Source organism: Vallitalea okinawensis (genome assembly GCF_002964605.1).
Lineage (GTDB): Bacteria > Bacillota > Clostridia > Lachnospirales > PQDH01 > Vallitalea_A > Vallitalea_A okinawensis.
This window is the reverse complement of record NZ_PQDH01000001.1, coordinates 1,008,705-1,028,996: the sequence shown is the minus strand read 5'-3', so window position 1 is coordinate 1,028,996 and position 20,292 is coordinate 1,008,705. Positions and strand designations below refer to the sequence as shown.

18 protein-coding genes are annotated in these 20,292 nt (G+C 33.5%); 14 read left to right on the top strand and 4 right to left on the bottom strand.

Translation table 11 applies throughout. The features are described 5' to 3' along the window. The first annotated feature begins 172 nt into the window (after window positions 1-172). The 3 genes from C1Y58_RS04760 to C1Y58_RS04750 all read left to right on the top strand — a co-directional run bounded on the left by C1Y58_RS04760 (window position 173) and on the right by C1Y58_RS04750 (window position 3,983). Window positions 173-2,044: a CocE/NonD family hydrolase gene (locus C1Y58_RS04760; RefSeq protein ID WP_105614830.1), complete on the top strand. Its 1,872-nt coding sequence runs from the start codon at window positions 173-175 to the stop codon at window positions 2,042-2,044. Between the two features lie 159 nt (window positions 2,045-2,203). Next, window positions 2,204-2,905 (top strand): response regulator transcription factor, encoded by a 702-nt coding sequence (locus tag C1Y58_RS04755; RefSeq protein WP_105614829.1) that lies wholly within the window; start codon window positions 2,204-2,206, stop codon window positions 2,903-2,905. Beyond that, window positions 2,895-3,983 (top strand): sensor histidine kinase, encoded by a 1,089-nt coding sequence (locus C1Y58_RS04750; protein ID WP_105614828.1) that lies wholly within the window; start codon window positions 2,895-2,897, stop codon window positions 3,981-3,983. Before C1Y58_RS04755 ends, C1Y58_RS04750 begins: the two co-directional genes overlap by 11 nt. Before the next feature lie 27 nt (window positions 3,984-4,010). Here the strand turns inward: C1Y58_RS04750 and C1Y58_RS04745 are convergent, their stop codons facing one another. Continuing rightward, window positions 4,011-5,048: a phosphotransferase gene (locus C1Y58_RS04745; protein ID WP_105614827.1), complete on the bottom strand. Its 1,038-nt coding sequence runs from the start codon at window positions 5,046-5,048 to the stop codon at window positions 4,011-4,013. A 390-nt stretch (window positions 5,049-5,438) separates the two neighbouring features. Here C1Y58_RS04745 and C1Y58_RS04740 point away from each other — a divergent pair, with 390 nt between their 5' ends. The 7 genes from C1Y58_RS04740 to C1Y58_RS04710 all read left to right on the top strand — a co-directional run bounded on the left by C1Y58_RS04740 (window position 5,439) and on the right by C1Y58_RS04710 (window position 13,109). Next, window positions 5,439-6,140, top strand: a complete 702-nt coding sequence (locus C1Y58_RS04740; protein WP_105614826.1) for a GntR family transcriptional regulator — start codon at window positions 5,439-5,441, stop codon at window positions 6,138-6,140. Window positions 6,141-6,387: 247 nt separating this feature from the next. Next, window positions 6,388-7,518: a BMP family ABC transporter substrate-binding protein gene (locus tag C1Y58_RS04735; RefSeq protein WP_105614825.1), complete on the top strand. Its 1,131-nt coding sequence runs from the start codon at window positions 6,388-6,390 to the stop codon at window positions 7,516-7,518. Window positions 7,519-7,632: 114 nt separating this feature from the next. Further along, a complete protein-coding gene (locus C1Y58_RS04730) occupies window positions 7,633-9,186 on the top strand; it encodes an ABC transporter ATP-binding protein (RefSeq protein ID WP_105614824.1) in 1,554 nt (517 codons plus the stop codon). Next, on the top strand, window positions 9,173-10,249 hold the full coding sequence (locus tag C1Y58_RS04725) for an ABC transporter permease (protein ID WP_105614823.1): 1,077 nt from the start codon (window positions 9,173-9,175) through the stop codon (window positions 10,247-10,249). Before C1Y58_RS04730 ends, C1Y58_RS04725 begins: the two co-directional genes overlap by 14 nt. Further along, entirely contained in the window at window positions 10,246-11,169 is a 924-nt protein-coding gene (locus C1Y58_RS04720) for an ABC transporter permease (protein ID WP_170311518.1), read from the top strand. The genes C1Y58_RS04725 and C1Y58_RS04720 overlap by 4 nt, the downstream gene beginning before the upstream one ends. 15 nt (window positions 11,170-11,184) lie before the next feature. After that, window positions 11,185-12,126 carry a carbohydrate kinase family protein gene (locus C1Y58_RS04715; RefSeq protein ID WP_105614822.1) on the top strand — a complete coding sequence of 314 codons (942 nt, stop codon included), beginning with the start codon at window positions 11,185-11,187 and terminating at the stop codon, window positions 12,124-12,126. 2 nt (window positions 12,127-12,128) lie between these two features. Continuing rightward, window positions 12,129-13,109, top strand: a complete 981-nt coding sequence (locus C1Y58_RS04710) for an ADP-ribosylglycohydrolase family protein (protein WP_105614821.1) — start codon at window positions 12,129-12,131, stop codon at window positions 13,107-13,109. A gap of 167 nt (window positions 13,110-13,276) precedes the next feature. On the opposite strand, the gene C1Y58_RS04705 is transcribed toward C1Y58_RS04710, so the two are convergent. Continuing rightward, complete coding sequence (locus tag C1Y58_RS04705) at window positions 13,277-14,206, bottom strand: oxidoreductase (RefSeq protein WP_207655703.1); 930 nt, start codon at window positions 14,204-14,206, stop codon at window positions 13,277-13,279. A gap of 396 nt (window positions 14,207-14,602) precedes the next feature. On the opposite strand from C1Y58_RS04705, the gene C1Y58_RS04700 reads away from it, so the two are divergent. Beyond that, window positions 14,603-15,379 (top strand): EFR1 family ferrodoxin, encoded by a 777-nt coding sequence (locus tag C1Y58_RS04700; RefSeq protein WP_157949951.1) that lies wholly within the window; start codon window positions 14,603-14,605, stop codon window positions 15,377-15,379. Window positions 15,380-15,497: 118 nt separating this feature from the next. Next, window positions 15,498-16,394 carry an oxidoreductase gene (locus C1Y58_RS04695; protein WP_105614818.1) on the top strand — a complete coding sequence of 299 codons (897 nt, stop codon included), beginning with the start codon at window positions 15,498-15,500 and terminating at the stop codon, window positions 16,392-16,394. Between the two features lie 21 nt (window positions 16,395-16,415). Here C1Y58_RS04695 and C1Y58_RS04690 read toward each other — a convergent pair whose 3' ends face one another. Further along, the gene (locus tag C1Y58_RS04690) at window positions 16,416-16,982 is read right to left on the bottom strand and encodes a TetR/AcrR family transcriptional regulator (RefSeq protein WP_105614817.1); all 567 of its coding nucleotides are present in this window, start codon (window positions 16,980-16,982) and stop codon (window positions 16,416-16,418) included. A 199-nt stretch (window positions 16,983-17,181) separates the two neighbouring features. Here C1Y58_RS04690 and C1Y58_RS04685 point away from each other — a divergent pair, with 199 nt between their 5' ends. Then, complete coding sequence (locus C1Y58_RS04685) at window positions 17,182-18,531, top strand: MATE family efflux transporter (protein ID WP_105614816.1); 1,350 nt, start codon at window positions 17,182-17,184, stop codon at window positions 18,529-18,531. A gap of 397 nt (window positions 18,532-18,928) precedes the next feature. Further along, a complete protein-coding gene (locus C1Y58_RS04680) occupies window positions 18,929-19,390 on the top strand; it encodes a GNAT family N-acetyltransferase (RefSeq protein ID WP_105614815.1) in 462 nt (153 codons plus the stop codon). Between the two features lie 108 nt (window positions 19,391-19,498). Here C1Y58_RS04680 and C1Y58_RS04675 read toward each other — a convergent pair whose 3' ends face one another. Further along, window positions 19,499-20,254 (bottom strand): class I SAM-dependent methyltransferase, encoded by a 756-nt coding sequence (locus C1Y58_RS04675; protein ID WP_105614814.1) that lies wholly within the window; start codon window positions 20,252-20,254, stop codon window positions 19,499-19,501. Window positions 20,255-20,292 lie beyond the last annotated feature (38 nt).

Genomic DNA, 20,292 nt, shown 5'->3' with positions numbered 1-20,292 from the left:
TATCCTCATTTTTTCGAATAGTACTATTATAGCATACTAAGATGATATTTAAGATAATAAATTACATTGTAAGAAAATCGTAAGATATCCTTAAGTAATAAGTTAAGTACAGTTCAGTATTCTATGATAAATTCAAAGTAATCAATAAAGACTTTAGGAGGAGTGATGATCTATGAAAGTAAAAAGATCTAGGATATTAATGCAAATATTGAAGGTGAGCATATGTCTAATCTCAACAGCTTTAGTTGTAACTTTTCTGATTGCAGGCCTTATGTCACCTTCTAACATGACAACACTGGCAGGGTATACGCAAATGAGTTCAACGTACGTAACAATGAATGATGGAACTAAAATTGCTGTGAGAATAACATTACCACCTTCTTTACAAAGAGATGAAAAAATTCCTGCTATTATTGAATGTACCCGCTATGGATCTAGTTATGAACCTAGTTTCTTAGGGAATGCGTTAATTAATCTTGGCATTATTGATGATAGCTCAATCTTTGTTAATGAATTGCATCTTTCAAACTATGCCTATGTTAGCTTTGATGCAAGAGGAAGTGGTGCTTCATATGGGAAGAGGATAGTCGAGTGGTCGGAAGAAGAAGTCCATGACTATGGTGAAGTTATTGATTGGGTAGTACAACAACCATGGTCCAATGAAAGAGTTGGTACCTACGGCATATCCTATTCAGCGAATACTGCTGAGTTAGCAGCTGTATCCAATCACCCAGCTTTGAAAGCTGTAGCTACACTGTATGGGGATTTCAATCCAATAGTTCATCTAGCTATGCCCGGTGGCATATTAAATGAAACTTTCCTTAAAGAATGGTGTATAATGAATGCTAAGACTGATGCTAATGATATGAACTCCTTGTTTATTAATGGGATCCAACCAGTTGATCAGGATGGATCAGGAGAGATGTTGGAAGAAGCTATAGAAGAACATAAGAATACGAATATGTATACTCGATTAAAGGAAGCAACTTATTTTGATGAAAACTTAATAGGAGATTATAAGATAAACTCACTTGCACCTTATAACTACAAAGATCTAATTCAAGCATCTGGAGTGCCTTTTTACATAAGAGTTGGCTGGCAGGATGCTGGAACAGTGAATGGAGCTTTAGAAAGATACCTTACTTATGATAATAATCAAACTTTAATCATAGGTCCATGGAGTCATGGGGGAAAATATCTCTGTGACCCCTATATAGATAGCACTATTACTCAAGAAGAGCTTATGAGAGAGCAAACAAAAGAAGTCATAACTTTTTTTGATAAGTACTTAAAAGAAAATATAGATAGCATAAAGGTGGATGATAAAAGAATCACTTACTATACACTAGGGGAGGAACAATGGAATACAACAGAAAGCTGGCCAGTAGAAGGGGTCACATATAGTAAACTCTATTTTCATGCTGATGGTAGCCTTATGATAAATAAACCTACTGATACAATAGGGAAGGATACCTATGCAGTAGATTTTACAGCTTCAACTGGAGATAAAAATAGATGGCTCACCAACCTTGGCGGGGGAGAAATCATCTATCCAGATAGAAATGACCAGGATAAAAAACTCTTAACTTACACAAGTGAGGTTCTTGAGGAAGATGTAGAAATAACAGGAGTACCTATCGTCAACTTAAACATTTCTTCAACTTGTCCTGATGGGGCTTTTATGGTTTATCTTGAAGATGTGGCTCCTGACGGTAAGGTAACTTATATAACCGAAGGCCAAATAAGGGTAATCCACAGAAAGGTAACTACAGAGAGTTTAGAATATGTTGCACTAGATCCCAAGCATTCTTTCTTAGAAAAAGATGGAGAGCTTCTTAGAGTAGATGAAATAACTGAACTAAGTATTGGCATGTATGCTACATCGATTTTAATTAAGAAAGGTCATCGAATCAGAATAGCCATAGCAGGACAGGACAACTCAGTTTTTCAGAGAATACCTGCAGATGAAGTGCCAGTCATTGAAGTTATGAGAGATAAGACGCATGCCTCCTATGTAGAGTTACCCATGAAAGTTAAAGAGTAAAAGGCATAGGTATATTTTACCTTATGTGATATAATGATGTTAACTTTCAGTGTAGGAAAGTCCGCATTTTGCTCGCAAGGAATCGTACTTTCCTGCACATACTTGAAACGTGACGATAGTCACTTTTCTTGTTAATTCTTATTAGTAGGAGAGGCATACATGAGTAATTATAACATTTTAGTGATCGATGATGAAGTAGAAATAGCTGAATTAGTAGGTATCTTTTTATCTAATGAAGGCTATCAAGTGTTGAAGGCTTTCAATGGAGAAGAAGGCTTAGTACTACTAGAGAAAGAGAATATTCAGTTAGTGATTTTAGATATTATGATGCCTGGAATAGATGGTTTAGAAGTTTGTAAAAGAATTAGGGAACGTTGGAGTATTCCTATTATCATGTTGAGTGCTAAATCTCAAGATATGGACAAGATTATTGGTTTGGGCTTTGGAGCAGATGATTACATGACCAAACCATTTAATCCTCTTGAACTGGTAGCTAGAGTTAAATCTCAGTTACGTCGATTTATGTTTCTTAATCATTCAGCCCATGAAGCTACTGATGAAAATCTTATTAGGATCAAAGAGCTAACAATTAATAAAAATAATCATGTTGTTACGGTTTATAATAAAGATGTCAATCTAACCCCCACAGAATACAAGATACTTTTATTGCTAGCAACTCATCCGGGAAAAGTATTTAGTGCTGAGGAAATATTTGAAAAGGTTTGGGAAGAAAAATATTATGAATCCAACAACACTGTTATGGTCCATATGTGGCGGTTACGAGAGAAAGTTGAGGATAACCCTAAGGTCCCACAACTAATTGAAACTGTATGGGGGGTAGGCTACAAGATTGAAAACTAAATTTTCAACGATTCGATATAAACTCCTATTTGCTTTTTTAGCAAGTTCTATGATGGCAGCAATGGTAATGTTTATTCTATTAATAGTAACTTTGATTGCATCCTATAACCATGAGATTGCTGTTTTCATAAGCCGACATATGGTTACTGTTTTCATAATCAGCGTCCTTTTATTTATTACACTGATGATTACTTTTTTTATGATATTGACGCGTAATTCTATCAAGTATCTTGATGAAATTAATCATAACCTGCACAAGATAGCATCAGGTAATCTAGAAATTAATATTCCGGTTCGAAGAAATGATGATTTAGGAGAATTAGCTAAGACTGTCAATAGTATGTCAGAACAGCTTAAGAGGCTGATAGAAGAGGAAAGAAATTGGGAAAGAGCAAAGAATCAGTTAATCACCAATGTATCCCACGATATAAGAACGCCATTGACATCTGTCAGAGGTTATATGGAGTTAATCATCAACCATCAATATAAAGATGAGGCGTGTCTAAAGCAATATACCCAAATTGTTTATAATAAGTGCAAAGACCTTCAAATGCTTGTAGATGACCTTTTTGAGTATGCTAAGTTAAATAATAGTGAAATGAAAATAAAGAAAAACAAGGTTAATCTAGGAGAACTTATAGAACAAGTGGTCATTGGTTTCATACCTACCTTAGAAGAATCACAAATGGCGTATCGACTGAAATTCACCGATGAAAAAGTTGATATAATGGTTGATCCCATACTCATAGCTAGATTGCTTAATAATCTTATCATTAATGCTATCAAATATGGTAAAGAAGGAAAGTACTTAGATATTGAACTACATAAGCAAGATGGAGAAGCGATTATCAGAGTTATCAATTTTGGAGACCCTATTAAACAAGAGGATATTCCTTATATCTTTGATAATTTTTATCGTAGCGACCAAAGTATAACTCAAAAAAGCGGCTCTGGACTAGGGCTAACAATAGCAAAGAATATAGTAGAAAAGCATAATGGCTCCATTGAAGTTGAAAGCAGAGAGAGTAGAACTATATTTGAGGTTAGGTTACCTTATATGGTACATAATAAAGTCTGATATTACGTACCATATAGTTTCTCTGGTCTACCTAGACAAGTATTTATTTTCCAATCGATCAATTATATTAAACTTCATACTTTCGACTTTTACCATAAGCTCATGATCCTTCTCCCTATTCATACACATAATACACAATCTTCTAAGATGTTGTTTCACATGCTCAATCCTAATACCAATATCGATTTCTTCCATTGATTCCTCAGGTTGATAGTATTCTATAAACTTCGTTGCAAGAGTAGGACTATCAGCATAATAAGTTGTTCGCGCTATTTCGTATACCCACCAATTTGCTCTACATTCATCCCAATCAATTATTCTTGGCTCATCACCATAATAGACAATATTGGATTGAAACATATCGCCATAGATTAGAACACTTTGCTTTGGAGTTATTTTTTGACTCAGCTTACGAATACTTGTTAAAACATAGGTTAAGAAATCCTCATCAAAAATTTCATGTTCCACCAGCTCTTTAAGATGGATACCATCATCTTTAACATTGCCAAAAGACCAACGTACAACTTCTTCTATGTTGTCATAATATTCATGAATACTGTCAAATTTAACATTGCCATTAAGATCACCAAAGTAATCGAATTTAATGGAATGAATTTGTTTTAAAACATTAGCATAATCTCTAAGCCACGGGATATCCATATCTTGATTAAATGTCGGCTCGATATCATTATTGGAAGTTCGAACTTTGCCTTCGATCCACTCTTGTGCAATGAAACCATAGGGTGTGATTCCATTACTTGTATCATGATGAATGATATTATAATAGTTTAAGCCGATAGAGTTGAGGAGTCCGTAGCACTTGTAGAGGGTAGCTATATCCGGATAACCATCCTTTGAGATTATTTTGAGAAATAACTTGATATTATTTTTATTATCTTTATAATAACCTTCCATGAAAAAATTAAGATTTTGTCCATCTTCAATTTCTTTTATATGTGTAATGACAATACTATATTTTTTCTCTAATAATAGAGTTATGTCCCTATGAATTCCTTTTATATCTTCTACCGTAAGAGTTAAGAACTCCTTAGTTTTTAAAATCATCTAAATCCCTCCTGATGATTTATTTTCTCATAAAATTATTCATAGTAATAAATAAAATTTGATTATAATTATATTTTATAACCATTGTGTAGAGCATGATTCTTAGGCTTATTTGTAATACATTATAAAAGGATTTTTTGAAAAATATGAGTAGATTATGCTCGTTTTTTATAGCGGTCAATTGATTAATGAGCTTTGGATTTATGCAAAAGCAACATTGTTTTCTGCAGTATCAAAAGTCATAATAATTGTTATTGTCACAAGTTAACAATACGAATGTCAAATTAAAAAGTTGACAAATAGCATAATAATTGTTACTATAGATTTAAGAAAATTGTTTATTATATCTTATTAACATGTATACACAACCAGACAAGGTGGGAAAATTGTATGTTAAATAAAAATGATGTCGTTCCTCTTTATATACAATTACAACGAATCATTAAAGAGGATATTCTAAAAGGTGAATATCAACAGGATGAACTTATACCTTCAGAAACCCAACTTAGTAAAAAGTATGATATAACCAGAACTACTGTTAGAAAGGCTATTTCAAATTTAGTCGATGAAGGTCTTCTAAGAAGGGAACATGGTAAAGGGACTTTTGTAAGTCTTAGAAAAGTTAATTATAGTATATGGAATTTTGGAGGATTTACTGATTTTTTAAAGAAAAAAAATAAGTCTCCAATATCAAAGATTCTTGATGAAGAATTTCTAACTATGGATGGTAGACCATTTTATAAAATAGTTAGAGCTAGAGGGGTTAAAGAAGATGAAGTTGAATACTTGACTATTGATACATCTTTTTTGCCATTAGATCTGTTTCCTAATATTGATAACAATGATTTTTCAAAAGCCTCAATATATAACACGATAAAGACTGATTATCATATTAATCCAGCTCGAGTTGAACTGGGAGTATATCCTATGTTAAGTACGCCTAAGACTAAAGAAATCTTTAGCTATAAAGAGGACACGCCCTTACTTCAAGTAAAAGGAACAGTATTTAGTGATGAAGGTATTGAAATTGAAAGAGTCAATATCATTTATAGTCCAAATGTTGAATTTAAGATGTTAACAAGAATTGATTAAGCCAAAGTAAGAGATCTCAACCAATCTAGGAGGTGTAAATTTTTTTAGACTTACAACTTGTATAGACAAGTACACAAGGGAGGTGTTAGAAATCCTAGTGTTGGGATTTAAATATGTATTATCATACTGAGGAGAAGTGGTAAAAATCAATTACTTTAATAAGAAACTCAGTAAATATGAATAATAGTACACATAAGAAGTATTACATGGGAGAGTATTAAGTATTGAAGGAAAAGGAGAAGAGATTATGAAAAAAATAATTGTATTAATGCTAATTATTAGTGTGTTTATGGTGGGATGTTCTAGTAGTAAAGATAATAGTAATCAGAATGCAAATGAGACAGAAGGCAGTAATGTACAATCAGAAAATAATACACCAAGCGTAGTCTTTGTAGTAACGGGTCAATTAGGTGATAAATCATTTAATGATTCTGCTGCTAATGGTATTAAAATGATTGAAGAAAAATTAGGTTTTGAAACAAAGATCATAGAAATTGGTAGAGATCAGACTAAATGGGAACCAACATTTATGGATTTATCCGAAGAAGGTAAATACGATATCATTATCACAAATGGTTCAAATGCTAAAGAAGTTGTTCAATCAGTAGCTACAGAATTTCCAGATCAAAAGTACATTCTTTTTGATACAGAAATTGAAAAAGGTTTAAACGAAAATGTTTACTCTATAAGTTATAAACAAAATGAGGGATCTTATTTGGCTGGTGTTTTAGCAGCTTTAGTAACAACATCTGATATGGAATATGCTAATGAAGAAAAAATAATCGGCTTTATTGGAGGTAGTGAGCATCCAATTATTAGTGACTTTTTAGTAGGATATATAGAAGGAGCTCAATCCGTAGTACCTGATATTAAAGTGATGGTTTCTTATATCGGTTCATGGGATGATACTGCAAAAGGTAAAGAGACTGCATTAGCACAATTTGCTCAGGGTGTAGATATAACATTCCCTGCCGCAGAGCAAGCTGGACTTGGATGTGTAGAAGCAGCTGTGGAAATGGGTAAGTATATCGTTGGTGTTGATTCTGATCAAGCCATGTTATTTAAAGGAGTAGATGAGGATAAAGCTAATGTTATCCTTACATCAGTGCTTAAAGAGGTTGGGAATTCATTAGTTAGAGCTATGGAACTTGACCAAAAAGGTGAACTACCATGGGGTGAGTTTGAAAGTTTAGGTGTTGCAGAAGGCGGTGCAGGTATCGCAATAAATGAATATTATGAAAAAAATGTCCCTGCAGAGATAGCTACAAAAGTTGCAGAAGAAAAAGAAAGAGTTGAAGCTGGTGGTGTAGATATCACTTCTGCTTTAGGATTACCTGCAGAAGAAGTGGACGTGATTGTTAATGCTGTTAAACCATAAACTTATTAAGTCTACTAAGGGTTAAATCAGAAAAAAATAAAATGACATACTGGATACTAATAAGTATCCAGTATTCAATTTAATAACATGGTTGGTATAGTGGGGTGAAATAGAATGGAAAAAGAACTGTTGAGTATGCGAAATATTACTAAAATATATTCCAATGGAGTAATGGCCAATAAAGATGTCAATTTTTCAGTTCGAAAAGGTGAAATCCACGCCCTAATGGGTGAAAATGGGGCAGGTAAAAGTACTCTTATGAAAATCCTGTTTGGAGCTCAAGGTATGGATAGCGGCTCTATTTACTTTAGAGGGCAAGAGATTACTAAGCTTAATTCTCAACAAGCTATTGACCTTGGAATAGGAATGGTACATCAACATTTTATGCTTGTTGATTCTTTGAAAGTTTATGAAAATGTTGTTATGGGGATGGAACCTAAAAAGGGATTTATTATAGATAATAAGAAAGCTTATGAAATGGTTAAAGATGTAGCTGAAAAGTACAATTTAAAAGTAGACCCAGCTGCTAAAATATCAAATTTATCTGTAGGACTTAAACAAAAAGTTGAAATTATTAAAGTACTTGCAAGGGGTGCTAAGCTTTTAATATTAGATGAACCTACAGCAGTGTTAACACCACAGGAAACAGAAGAACTTTTTGAGCAATTACTTTTATTAAAAGAAGCTGGCCATACTGTCATTTTCATATCTCATAAGATAAAAGAGGTAAGAAGAATTTGTGACCGTATTACAGTACTTAGAGGTGGACGTTCCGTAGGTACAATGGATGTAGCTGATTCAACTGAAGAAGAAATTTCAAAATTTATGGTAGGTAGAGAAGTTGTATTAAAGGTTAATAAATCTGAACCTAATTTTGGAGAAGCCTTATTAGATGTTCAAAATATCACTTATATTAACAGTGAGAAAAAGAAAGTGGTTAATGATGTATCTTTCAAGGTCAAAAAAGGACAAATACTTGGAATTGCTGGTGTTGAAGGAAATGGGCAAAAAGAACTTGCAGATTGTATATTTGGTTTAAATCAGAATGTAAAAGGTAAGATATTATTTAATAATAAAAACCTTCTCGATAATAGCATCAAAGAAATTAGAGAATCAGGAATTTCTTTTATTCCTGAAGATAGAATGACCACAGGGGTGGCTACTAAGGTTAGTATTTGGGAAAATCTTATCTCTGATCGAATAGATAAAGCTCACTTAAAAGAAAAAGGCTTATTAAGTATGAAGAAAATCAGAGAATTAGCTAATCACTTAATAAAAGATTTTGCAATCCTTTGCAGAAATATGAACCAAGAGGTTAGTATGCTATCAGGTGGAAATATGCAAAAGGTTGTAGTAGCTCGTGAGATGTCAGCTGATCCACAGCTATTGATTGCCAATCAGCCTACAAGAGGTATTGATGTTGGAGCAAATGAATTTATATGGAAAAAGCTCATTGATTTGAGGGATAAAGAGCGAGGTATTATTTTAATATCAGCCGACTTAAACGAAGTACTAGAGTTAAGTGATAGTATTCTGGTTATGCATGAAGGTAAGGTGGCAGGTTACTTTGAAGATGCTAGCGAACTGGATGAATATAATCTGGGGTTATATATGCTTGGTCTAAAAAAACAAACTAATGGAGGTGAAGAAATAGATGAAGATAAATAAAATGACCTTACTAGAATTATTGCGTGTTTTTGTAGCCATATTTGCTTCTATGATTATTGTTTTTGTCATTATATTTTTAGTAAGTGAAGAACCTGTTACAGCTATTAAGGATTTTATTATCGGTCCTTTTACTTCTGTAAGGCGAATGGGAAATATTGTTGAAGCTTCAATTCCTATAACATTTACTGGATTAGCAGTTGTTATGCTATACAGAGCAGGTCTATTTAATTTATCTATGGAGGGCGCCTTCTTTATTGGTAGTGTTGCTGCAACAGCTTCTGCATTGATGTTTGATTTGCCTCCCGTTTTGAATTTAATCGTTGCTATGTTTTGTGCCATGCTTGCTGGTGGATTAACTTGCCTTATACCAGGATTCTTAAAAGTTAAATGCAATGCCAATGAATTGGTAACCTCTCTTATGCTCAATTATGTGATGTTATTTTTCGGACTTTTCATCATAACAGAATATTTTTATGATCCTAATATGAATTCAACTTATTCTTATATGTTTGATGAAAGTATGTTTTTACCTAGAATTATCGAAGGTACAAGAATCAATATTGGAATTTTTATAGCGATGGCAAGTACTTTTATACTTTGGCTAATCTTAAATAAAACATCCTTTGGTTATAAAGTTACTTTAGTGGGTAAGAATGGTCAAATGGCAAAATATTCAGGGCTAAAAACAGGTTTGATTATTATGGCGTCACAATTTGTTGGAGGGATGTTTGCAGGGTTAGGTGGAAGTGTAGAACTTTTCGGAATGTATAAGAGATTTCAGTATACAGCCTTGCCTAGATTTGGATGGGATGGAGTATTAATAGCCATCGTTGCAAGGTATAAAGCAAAGTATGTACCTTTAGCTGCACTTTTTTTAGCCTATCTACGAACTGGAGCAGATATCATGTCAAGAAATACAGATATTCCTTATGAAATTATAACGATCATTCAAGGTATTGTAATAGTACTTATTACTGCAAAAGTGATATTAGCTAATTACAGAAAGAAGGTTATCGTAGAAGAAGTAAAAAGCTTTGAGGAAAAGAAGGTGATGACTGAATGAATGGAATAGTGGATGTAATTGTTTCAACGGATTTTGTTTTTACTACTATAAGAGTGATGACTCCTGTTTTATTTGCTGCACTTGCATGTATGGTTTTTGGAAAAGGTGGTATTGATGCTATTGCTACTGAGGGGATTATGCTTATTTCAGCCTTAGCTGGTGTATTAGGAAGCTATTTTACCCATTCTGCTTTAGGAGGCGTTTTATTCGCTGTAATAATTGGCATTTTGATGTCAATGGTCTTTGGATATATTACACTTACATTAGAAAGTGAACCTATCTTAGCAGGTATTGCATTAAACACCTTTGCCACAGGTATAACCATTTTCGTCATCTATTTATTAACTGGTAATAAAGGATCTACTCAAAGCTTAAACAATGAGGTAGTTCCCAATATTGAATTGGTACTGATTAAGGATATCCCCATTTTGGGTGAAATCTTATCAGGACATAATATTTTAACCTATTTAGCAATGATTTTAGTTGGTATTTTAGCCATATTCATATACAAAACCCCTACTGGTTTACGAATTAGAACAGTAGGAGAGAATGAAGAATCAGCACGCTCTGTTGGTATCAATGTTATGAAATACAAATACATTGCACTGACCGTTGCTGGTACCATGGCAGGTTTAGGTGGGGCATTTATGTCACTAGGTTATGTTTCCTTCTTCTCGAGAGATATGATCGCAGGTCGAGGTTTTATTGGTATGGCAGCAGAATCCATGGGTAGAGGTACTCCTATAGGCGTATTAATATCTTCAGTCCTATTTGGTATGGCTGACTCTTTAGCTATAAGACTTCAGCTATTAGATGTTCCTCCACAATTGATTCAATTATTACCTTATTTGATTACTATAATAGCTATTTCGCTTTACTCCTATTCTAAAATGAATAAGAGAAATAGAAATCTAAACTAAATAGGAGGGCTGAAGATGCTTATTAACAATAAAGTCCTTTTACTAGGTGGCATTATAATTGATAGCTATATTGTGACAGAGCAATACCCAGAAAGAGGCCAAGATACTTGCATTAAAAACTCTTTTGATAAAGTAGGTGGCTGCTCCATTAATGTGGCAATTACCTTGAGGAATTTAGGGTGTGATCCCTATATTGTTTCAGGAGTCGGTAATGGTCATCGAGGTAAGATCATTATGGATTATCTTATAGAACAGGGACTTAACACAGCATTTATAAAACCTGAAGATGGTAGTACGGGATATTGTTTAACCTTACTTGATGAAACAGGTGAAAGGACATTTTTAACTTTTAAAGGATGCGAAGAAACTCTAACGGATCAAATACTAACTGAAGATTTACTGGGTAATATGTCTTATGCCTACGTTACAGGTTATTATTTACTAAATAGTCAATACAAAGATGAAAAACTAGCTTTGTTACGTCAGCTAAAGAGAAATGGAACAAAAATTGTATTTGATCCTGGATCACTTGTTGATACCATGGACATTGATTTCTTAAAGTCAGTTTTGAAGTTAGCACACATTATGATTCCAAATAAAACTGAAGTGGATAAAATAATAAATAAGTTAAATATAAAGAAAGAGTTTCATAAGTGGTGTCTAGAAAACGATAGTGAGCTTATTATCATAAAAAACGGTAGGCAACTACTCAATGTTTATACCCAGGATAATCACTATCAATTAGAACCTTATAGTGTTTCAGCAATTGATACGACTGGAGCTGGGGATAGCTTTGCGGGAGGATTCATTTATAGCCTTATAAATAGAAAGAGTATAGAGGAATCTATGAAGATTGCTAGTGCATGTGGTGCCATAGCAACTACATTCTTAGAGCCTCATGGAACATTTGGTATGGATGATTTATTACAAATAATGAGTACTCGAGAGGAGAGTTAAATATGATAGATAGGGCATACGGGTGTTTAATTGGAGCAGCCATAGGAGATGCTATGGGAATGCCGGCTTCATTTATGTCACCTGATCAGGTGAAAAGAGTATATGGTAAGATTACGGGATTTCTTAAACCAAAAGAAGAGCAAGTAGCTCATGGCAACTTGGACGAGGGTGAAATAACAGATGATACAGAAGAAACCCTTATCATATCATCGGTATTAATTGATGGTGATGGATTTGATGAGGAATTATTTATAAATAAAATGAGGGAATGGGCTATTGATAACAAGATGCTGGAATCCACTGTCATAGGTCCTAGTACAAGAAATTTCTTAGAAGCAATTATTGAAGGCAGAGACTATTATGAAAAAGGTAAACTTGGCGATACAAATGGAGGAGCAATGCGAGTAGCCCCTATTGGCATCTACAATCATGGTAATGTTGAAAAAACCATACAAGATGCAATATTATCAGCAAAACCCTCCCATGGGAGTAAGCCTGGCGTCGCTTCTGCATGTGCTATTGCAGCGGCAATATCTTTATCAGTAGAAGGCAAAAGCACTCCTTCTCAAGTAATGGATGCTGCTTATCTAGGAGCAAAAGAAGGCGAAGAAGTTGGCTATGATATACCTGCACCATCGGTATCATCAAGAATTAAATTAGCTAAGCAGTTGGTCGATAAGCATCAAGAAAAATCCTTAGAAGAGATTTCATATATCTTATATAAGTATATAGGTGCGGGGATGAAAAGTTACGAATCTATACCACTATCATTAGGAATATTTTATGCTGCTAAAGGTGATTTTGAAAAAGGAATCATCGCAGCTATTAATATAGGTGATGACGCTGATACCAATGGGTCAATCGTCGGTGCCTTATGTGGAGCGTTTAGTGGCTATCACAAGATCAATCCGACTTGGGTCCAAAAGGTAAAAGAGAGCAACAAAATTGATTTTGAGCAGATTGCAACGGATTTGCTACAATAATATAGAGGCTTCGATAAAGTCTCATAAATGCACTCATTAGATATGAGTGCATCAGGCTGTCGACAATGTCGATGGCCTTTTTCTATGCTTACTTCTATGCAAAATATATGTGGGTGATGAAAATGCTAACTAAAAGAATATGTCTTTATGAATTCTTTTTATATCTTCTACTCAAAAATATATGTTATACCAGTTAACTCTTCTGAAATAGTCCATAATTTTTCTGCAGTTTCATCATCATATGCCGATTGGGCTGCCTTTGAAATATATGGTTGTCCTGAAGATTCAAACAAACCAGATGGTCCCAAATACATGCCACTTTTTGCATCAGAGTCAAGTGCAGCTCGTAATCCTGGCATAGCACCATCAGTAGCACTTTGCATTAGAAGGGGATAGATGATTTTTTTTATTAGCTTACGAGATGTAGTATCTTTAGAATACCTTCCTAAGCTTGTTTTCGCACCGCCTGGATGTGCAGCTAAAACTTTAATATTTAACTGAGCTTCTTTGACCTTTTTCTTTAGAGAGTAAGTAAAGAGAAGATTAGCCAGTTTTGACTGGGCATATGCTTCTTGAGGATTATAGCTCTTGCCATTCTCATATAAAAAACTATCAAAATCAATTATACCTTTTTTATGCATTAAACTACTGATATTAACGATACGCGACTGTGGTGTTTGCTTTAAGACCTCGAATAAATGTCCTGTTAAGGCATAATGTCCAAGATGATTGATGCCTATTTGTTGTTCAAATCCATCAGAAGTTTTACCGTAAGGGGCATTCATAATGCCAGCATTGTTTAGCAAAATGTTCAGTTGCTTATACTTTAACTTAAATGCTTCAGCAAACTGCTTAATTGATTGTAGACTTCCTAAATCTAACCTCATAACTTCTATAGATGCATTCGGGATATCGTTTAGAATATTTGCCTTTGCTTTTACGCCTCTTTCTAAAGAACGACTCGCTAAAATGACAGTTGCATGTTTCGAAGCAAGCATTTTAACTGACTCATAACCTAGTCCACTATTGCCGCCTGTGACAAGAATAGTTTTTCCTTTTAGAGAAAGGATATCTGTAAATCTCCATAATTTTTCCATCATCTACTCCTTCGTATTATTTATAAAAGTTGTATGCCTCATACACGTTATTATACTAAGTATGCAACAGATATGTAAATATAAAGCGATATAGTTACTCGTTATAAGCTATAGCGAGTAACTTCTTATGCATTTATTGACTAATCAGGTTTACGTATCTACAATTAAAAGTGCAACAAAAGTGAGTAACATTATATCAAATTACTTGTAGTTTTTACAATTGAAAGGCTTGTGATGATGTGTCACTATAATAAATTTAAAAGTGTAATAAATGAGTAATTATATATAATTTTAGAAGTTGGATATTATTAATGTTTTCAATAGATTAGAGTCATATTTCTTTCTGGGAATGAGAACAGGGTCATACTCAGTATATTTATGAATGGCGGTGTTTATATGCAGAATATAATATTTTATTTTACTGGAACAGGTAATTCTTTGAACGTATCAAAGCAAATTGGAGAAAGAATTGGTGATACAAAGCTAGTTCGTATAACAAGTGAAACAGTATTAGATTATAGGTCAGAAAAGGTTGATAGAATAGGTATTGTATATCCTGTTTACTTTGGAGCAATACCAAATCTTGTGAGTAATTTTTTATCAAGAGTTAAGTTACCTGAAAGCAAATATGTTTTCTTGATTGCTACATGTGGCGGTTTGGCAGCAGGTGCCAATGACCAAGGTAGGAGAATTCTTTCAAGAAAAAAATTAAAGGTAGATGCAGGATACACTATAACAATGCCATCAAATAATCAAACATCGTACCCACCTATTTCTAGTGATAAATTGGTAATTTCAATCGATACTTCAGCTCATAAGATCAATATGATAGCTTCCGAAGTCAATAATAAATTGAAGAAACCAGTCAACAGTAGTTTTGCAAGTCTGATTGCTCCTCCACTAAGTCACATCGTTATTCCAAAGCATTCGGATAAAAAGTTTGAAGTTGAGGAGAGTTGTATAGGATGTGGTTTATGTAAGCGAGTTTGTCCTGCACATAACATTAATCTGATTCATGCAAAGCCTAATTGGAACCATAATTGTACGAGATGTACTGCTTGTTTACAAATATGCCCTAAACAAGCAATTCAGTATGGATCATCAAGAAATTGGGGCAGATATATTCATCCAAATATTACAGTAAATGAGTTGATAATAAAGTTAATACCATAGTTTCACAAAAATATAGAATTTGAGTAACTTCAATTAACCTCATTGACTTTTATCACATAGAGTTCTATACTTAGTGTCATAGTTGCACATGTGTGAATGTTTTGGAGGTGGAGGTTATATGAGCAAGTGGACAATAAATAATATACCAGATTTAAGTGGTAAAGTTGCTATTGTTACAGGTGGAAATAAAGGGCTTGGTTTTGAGTGTGCTAAAGCTTTGGCGGGGAAAGAAGCTACAGTTGTAATAGCTTGTAGAAGTAAAAGACTAGGTCTTGAAGCTATTTCTCGAATAAAAAAAGAAACTCCAAATGCTAAAGTTGAAGTGATTGAATTAGATCTTTTAGATATGAAAAAAATTGAATTGTTCTCAAAAAAATTCATAGAGCAATATAATAGACTAGATATATTATTAAACAATGCAGGTGTAGTTAATCTTGAGAAATTACGACATAATAAAACTGGCAGAGAGATGCATATGGCTACGAATCATTTAGGTCACTTTGCATTAACAGGTTTTCTTTTACCTGTTATAAAAATGACCAATGCCGCTAGAATAGTAACTGTTAGTAGTGGTGCATATAGATATGGCGTTATAGATTTTGATGATTTTGATTGGCATAAAAGAGAGTACAATCGCGGTAAATCATATGGTGATAGTAAACTAGCTAATGTTCTTTTTATGAAAGAGCTTCAAAAAAGATTTGATAAAGCAGGGATAAATGCAGTATCAGTATCTGCTCACCCTGGTTTAACTGCAACTGAAAGACAGCAATCCGTTGGTATTGGTGGTGGTTTTTCTAAAATGATTGCATCACCTGTAGAAGTAGGTGTATTACCACTTCTTAGAGCAGCAACGGAACAAGATGTCAAACCAAAATCTTTATTTGGACCTAAGTACTTTATATGGGGGGCAGCGAGTATTCAATCTATAAAGGGATTAGGAAATGATGAAAGTTTAGCTGAAAAACTTTGGGATTTCTCTGAGAAAATTTTAGGTATAAAATATCGATTTTAAGAGGTAGCACAAGCTACCTCTTTAGCTATCTCTAAAACTTGATGAAAACTTGTAAGTGATTTGCTCTAGTAACTTAACAAGCTCTTTTGCAGATTCTTTTGCACCTGTCTCGATCCATCTGTTGAGAATACTTGATAAAACGCTTGTAAAAAATGCTGAAGAATAATCAGCATACTGTTCATCTTGTTCGGAAAGTGTACAACCGAAATAAGAACGAATATCTCTTATATTTTTTTCAAAATTGTTAAATAATAGCTGCATCAAATTGTGTTCGTACAGTTGCATGAGTAAGTCAATATGATCTACCCAAAAACCAAAATATAAGAGCGCAATTTCATGATGGTCTTTATTGGAGTGATTAGATATTATTGAGGTCAATTCTCCATTTAAACCATTAATTTTATAATCAATAACTTCTTCTTTTGTCTTAAAATGAGCATAAAAAGTTCGTCTCGTAAGGACAGCTTGATCTGTGATCTCTTTTACTGTTATTTCTTCATATGAACTATTTTTCATTAAAACTAGTAAACTGTCTGTTATAAGATTTCTAGAGCGAATTGCAGCTGGGTGGACTTGGTTTTTCAACATACTTACACACCTTTCGTGGATTGAGTAATTTCTTCTTTATGTGTTTACATCTCTATATACGGTAATTATAATATAATAGTGATAATAACACAAGTGAGTAAGTTTAGTTTGAAAGGAAGGACAAAATTATGAAAATATCTTACTATACCACAACTGGTAACTCTTTGAGTATAGCCAAAGTAATAGGAAAGGATCAGATATGAATAGTAAATTAGAGACAGAACGTATAGCAAAATTGATTCTGCGTTTTTCTATACCATCGATGATAGCCATATTGGTTAATACTTTTTATAATATCATAGATAGAATATTTATCGGTCAGTTTGTAGGCACAGATGCATTAGCTGGTCTGACAATAGTTTATCCTATTATGCTAGTTATTTTTGCAGGATCAGCACTAATTGGCCGAGGAGGCGCTAACTTAATATCTATAAATCTTGGTAAAGATGATGTAGAAGCAAGTCAAAAGGTTTTTACAACAACAATTGTGACAACTATTATATTTGGTGGTGTAATGTCTGTCTTTGGCTATATCAGTTTAAAACCTATTTTAGGTCTTCTAGGTGCATCTGGTGAAGTATTAACCTTTGGTTATGATTACATGTCCTATATTTTTATAGGAGTTATCTTTTGGATATTGTCTTTTACACTAAGTTGTACTGTAAGAGCAGAAGGTAAGGCTACATTATCAATGATAGCGATGGTGGTGTCAGCAATTACAAATATCGCATTAGATTATATATTTATTGTAAATTTAGATATGGGTGTCCGAGGTGCTGCGATAGCAACGATTATTGCACAGGGGATAGGATTTTTAATTTTGGCGAGTTATTATTTAAGTACAAGTCATCATGTTATAATGAAAAAAAAGTATTTGATACCGGAATTAGACATCGTTAAAAGACTACTTACAATAGGCTTACCATCTTATTTTGTTACAGTGGGTAGTGGTGTGTCATTAATAGTATTAAATAGATATTTAGGGGTGTACGGTGGTGTAGGTGCTGTTGCATCCATCGGTGCAATTGGTAGTTTGATGTCGTTCTTTAATATACCGGTATTCGGTATTCAAAATGGTATACAACCAATTATCGGGTATAATTTTGGTGCAGGTAATCAAGAGCGCATAAGAGCTACTGTTTTACAATCCATTATAATGACATTTTTAACGGGTTCTCTAATATTTATTGTGATACGTTTTCAAGCTTCTAATTTAATTAGCTTATTTATTGATAATAATACCAATTACATTATTCAAGGTATGATTGGGCTCAAAATTTATTCACTTCTGATTCCATTTACAGGTATAATTAATATTTCAATTGCTTACTTACAATCTATTGAGCAACCTATGCAAGCAACACTGATTTCTTTGTCGAAGCAAATAGTTATTCTAATACCTACTGTTATTTTATTTTCTAAATATTGGGGTATTGATGGCATTTGGTATGCAGTGCCTCTGTCAGATGGCATATCGATTGTCATTGCTTTGTTAATTATCTTTAGACATAACATTAAAGGTGGAAGTATGAAGCGAATATATACATGAAATAGAACAGGACAAATTTAAATTGATTTGTCCTGTTTTATTCTGTAATGGGGCCAAATTACAGCGGTTATTGTATGAAGTATATGATACTATTGCTTAGTAAAATAGTTATTTACAGCATAGTCAAATTCATCTAACATAAATTTTGAAGATTAACAAAATATTCTCTTGTTTCATCTAGAACAGCATCAACTGTATGATTCCCAGAGGTCATATCCGAAGCTAGAAATAATAAAAAATAATTATAACTAAATTGCATATGTGGGAAATATTGAATTAGATAACTAAGAATGATATAGTTGTTCAAAGATGATTTATAGGAAGGAAGAATCCAATTGTAAAAGTTATTTGGTGTTAGTGAGTTAAATAAAAATAATCAACGGGGGAATCAAATGATATGAGTAATAAAATATCTGTTACCATAGAACGAATTAATAAAGACAATTATCATAAGTTTGATGACATGATATCTTGGAGAATTAATGGAGTTGAAAGATCAGCAGAAGGGCGACAGATAAGTGAAAATGCTGATTTTACGGAGGTATTAGATGAACTATGTCATCCAGATTTCTATGTCTATGCTGCAGAATATCAAGGGCGATTCATTGGATGGATTTCATTAATCTACATGCCAAAGATCGGTAAATGGAAAAAAGGAGTTATTTACGTTGATGAGCTATGGACTACACCAGAATTTAGGCAAATGGGGGTTGCCTATAGGTTAATGCAAAAAGCTTTTGAACTCCAAACTGAAACTGGAGCAGTAAAAGTGAGGTTGTATACCAATAATCCTGCTGCTAGGATGCTGTATGAGAAATGCGGTTTAGAAGTCAAAGAAACTGCTGTGTTTATGGAGTAGGAAGCCCTACTTTTCTATTCCAGTTTTGTAGTGTGTTAGCCACTTATGTACTAGAAAAATAAAGGATCGAATCCACCCTCACGTTATCTGTGATTGTGGGTTCGATTTTTATTTTTGTCCTCCAATAATACACCACAAATGATATTTAACAAAAACATCAACTGATTTAAATCCGGATTCTCTCAACCAGGTTAATTGATCTACGAAACTCTCGTGTAAATCATCCCCTTTTTGTTTAGGTGTATTCATATTCTCAATATTTCTTTGTTTCCAATTGTTAAAGTGAATTGTCCAGTTGTCGTAGTATTTCAATTGTGCTGGAGGAATACTGCTTTTACTTTGATCCACATAGTCCGACCAAAATACCATGCTATTCCTATAGGCTTCACCATATAAGGTTTTCATTTCATCAATGTTAACAAACCAACCATTAGGTTGAAGTATAGTAAATGCCCTTTTATATAAATCAACTTTTTCTCTATTTGTAAGATGATGAATAGCGGACATAGAGACCACTAGATGAACATGATCTTTGATTTTATTCTCCCAATCATCCTCAAAAGAGGATATGATAAACTCAACTCGATTACCATATTGGCTTAATTTTTTCTTTGCAACACCGAGAAACTGCTGAGAGTAGTCAACCCAGTAACATTTAGAATTGGGGTAACGTTTCAGAATTTTTTCAATGAGAATACCACTACCAGCTCCAAGGTCGACTACATTAATACACTCATCTTCTTCATAATCAATAATATTGAACAACTCGTCTTGTAAAAAGTCATATTGAGGTACAAGCTTAGGGGCCATCTTATCAAAAGTATCCGCCATAGAAAAGAATCTATTTTTTTCAATTTGTTTCATCTCTTTGCCTCCAACATAAATTATTTAAACTTATTGCT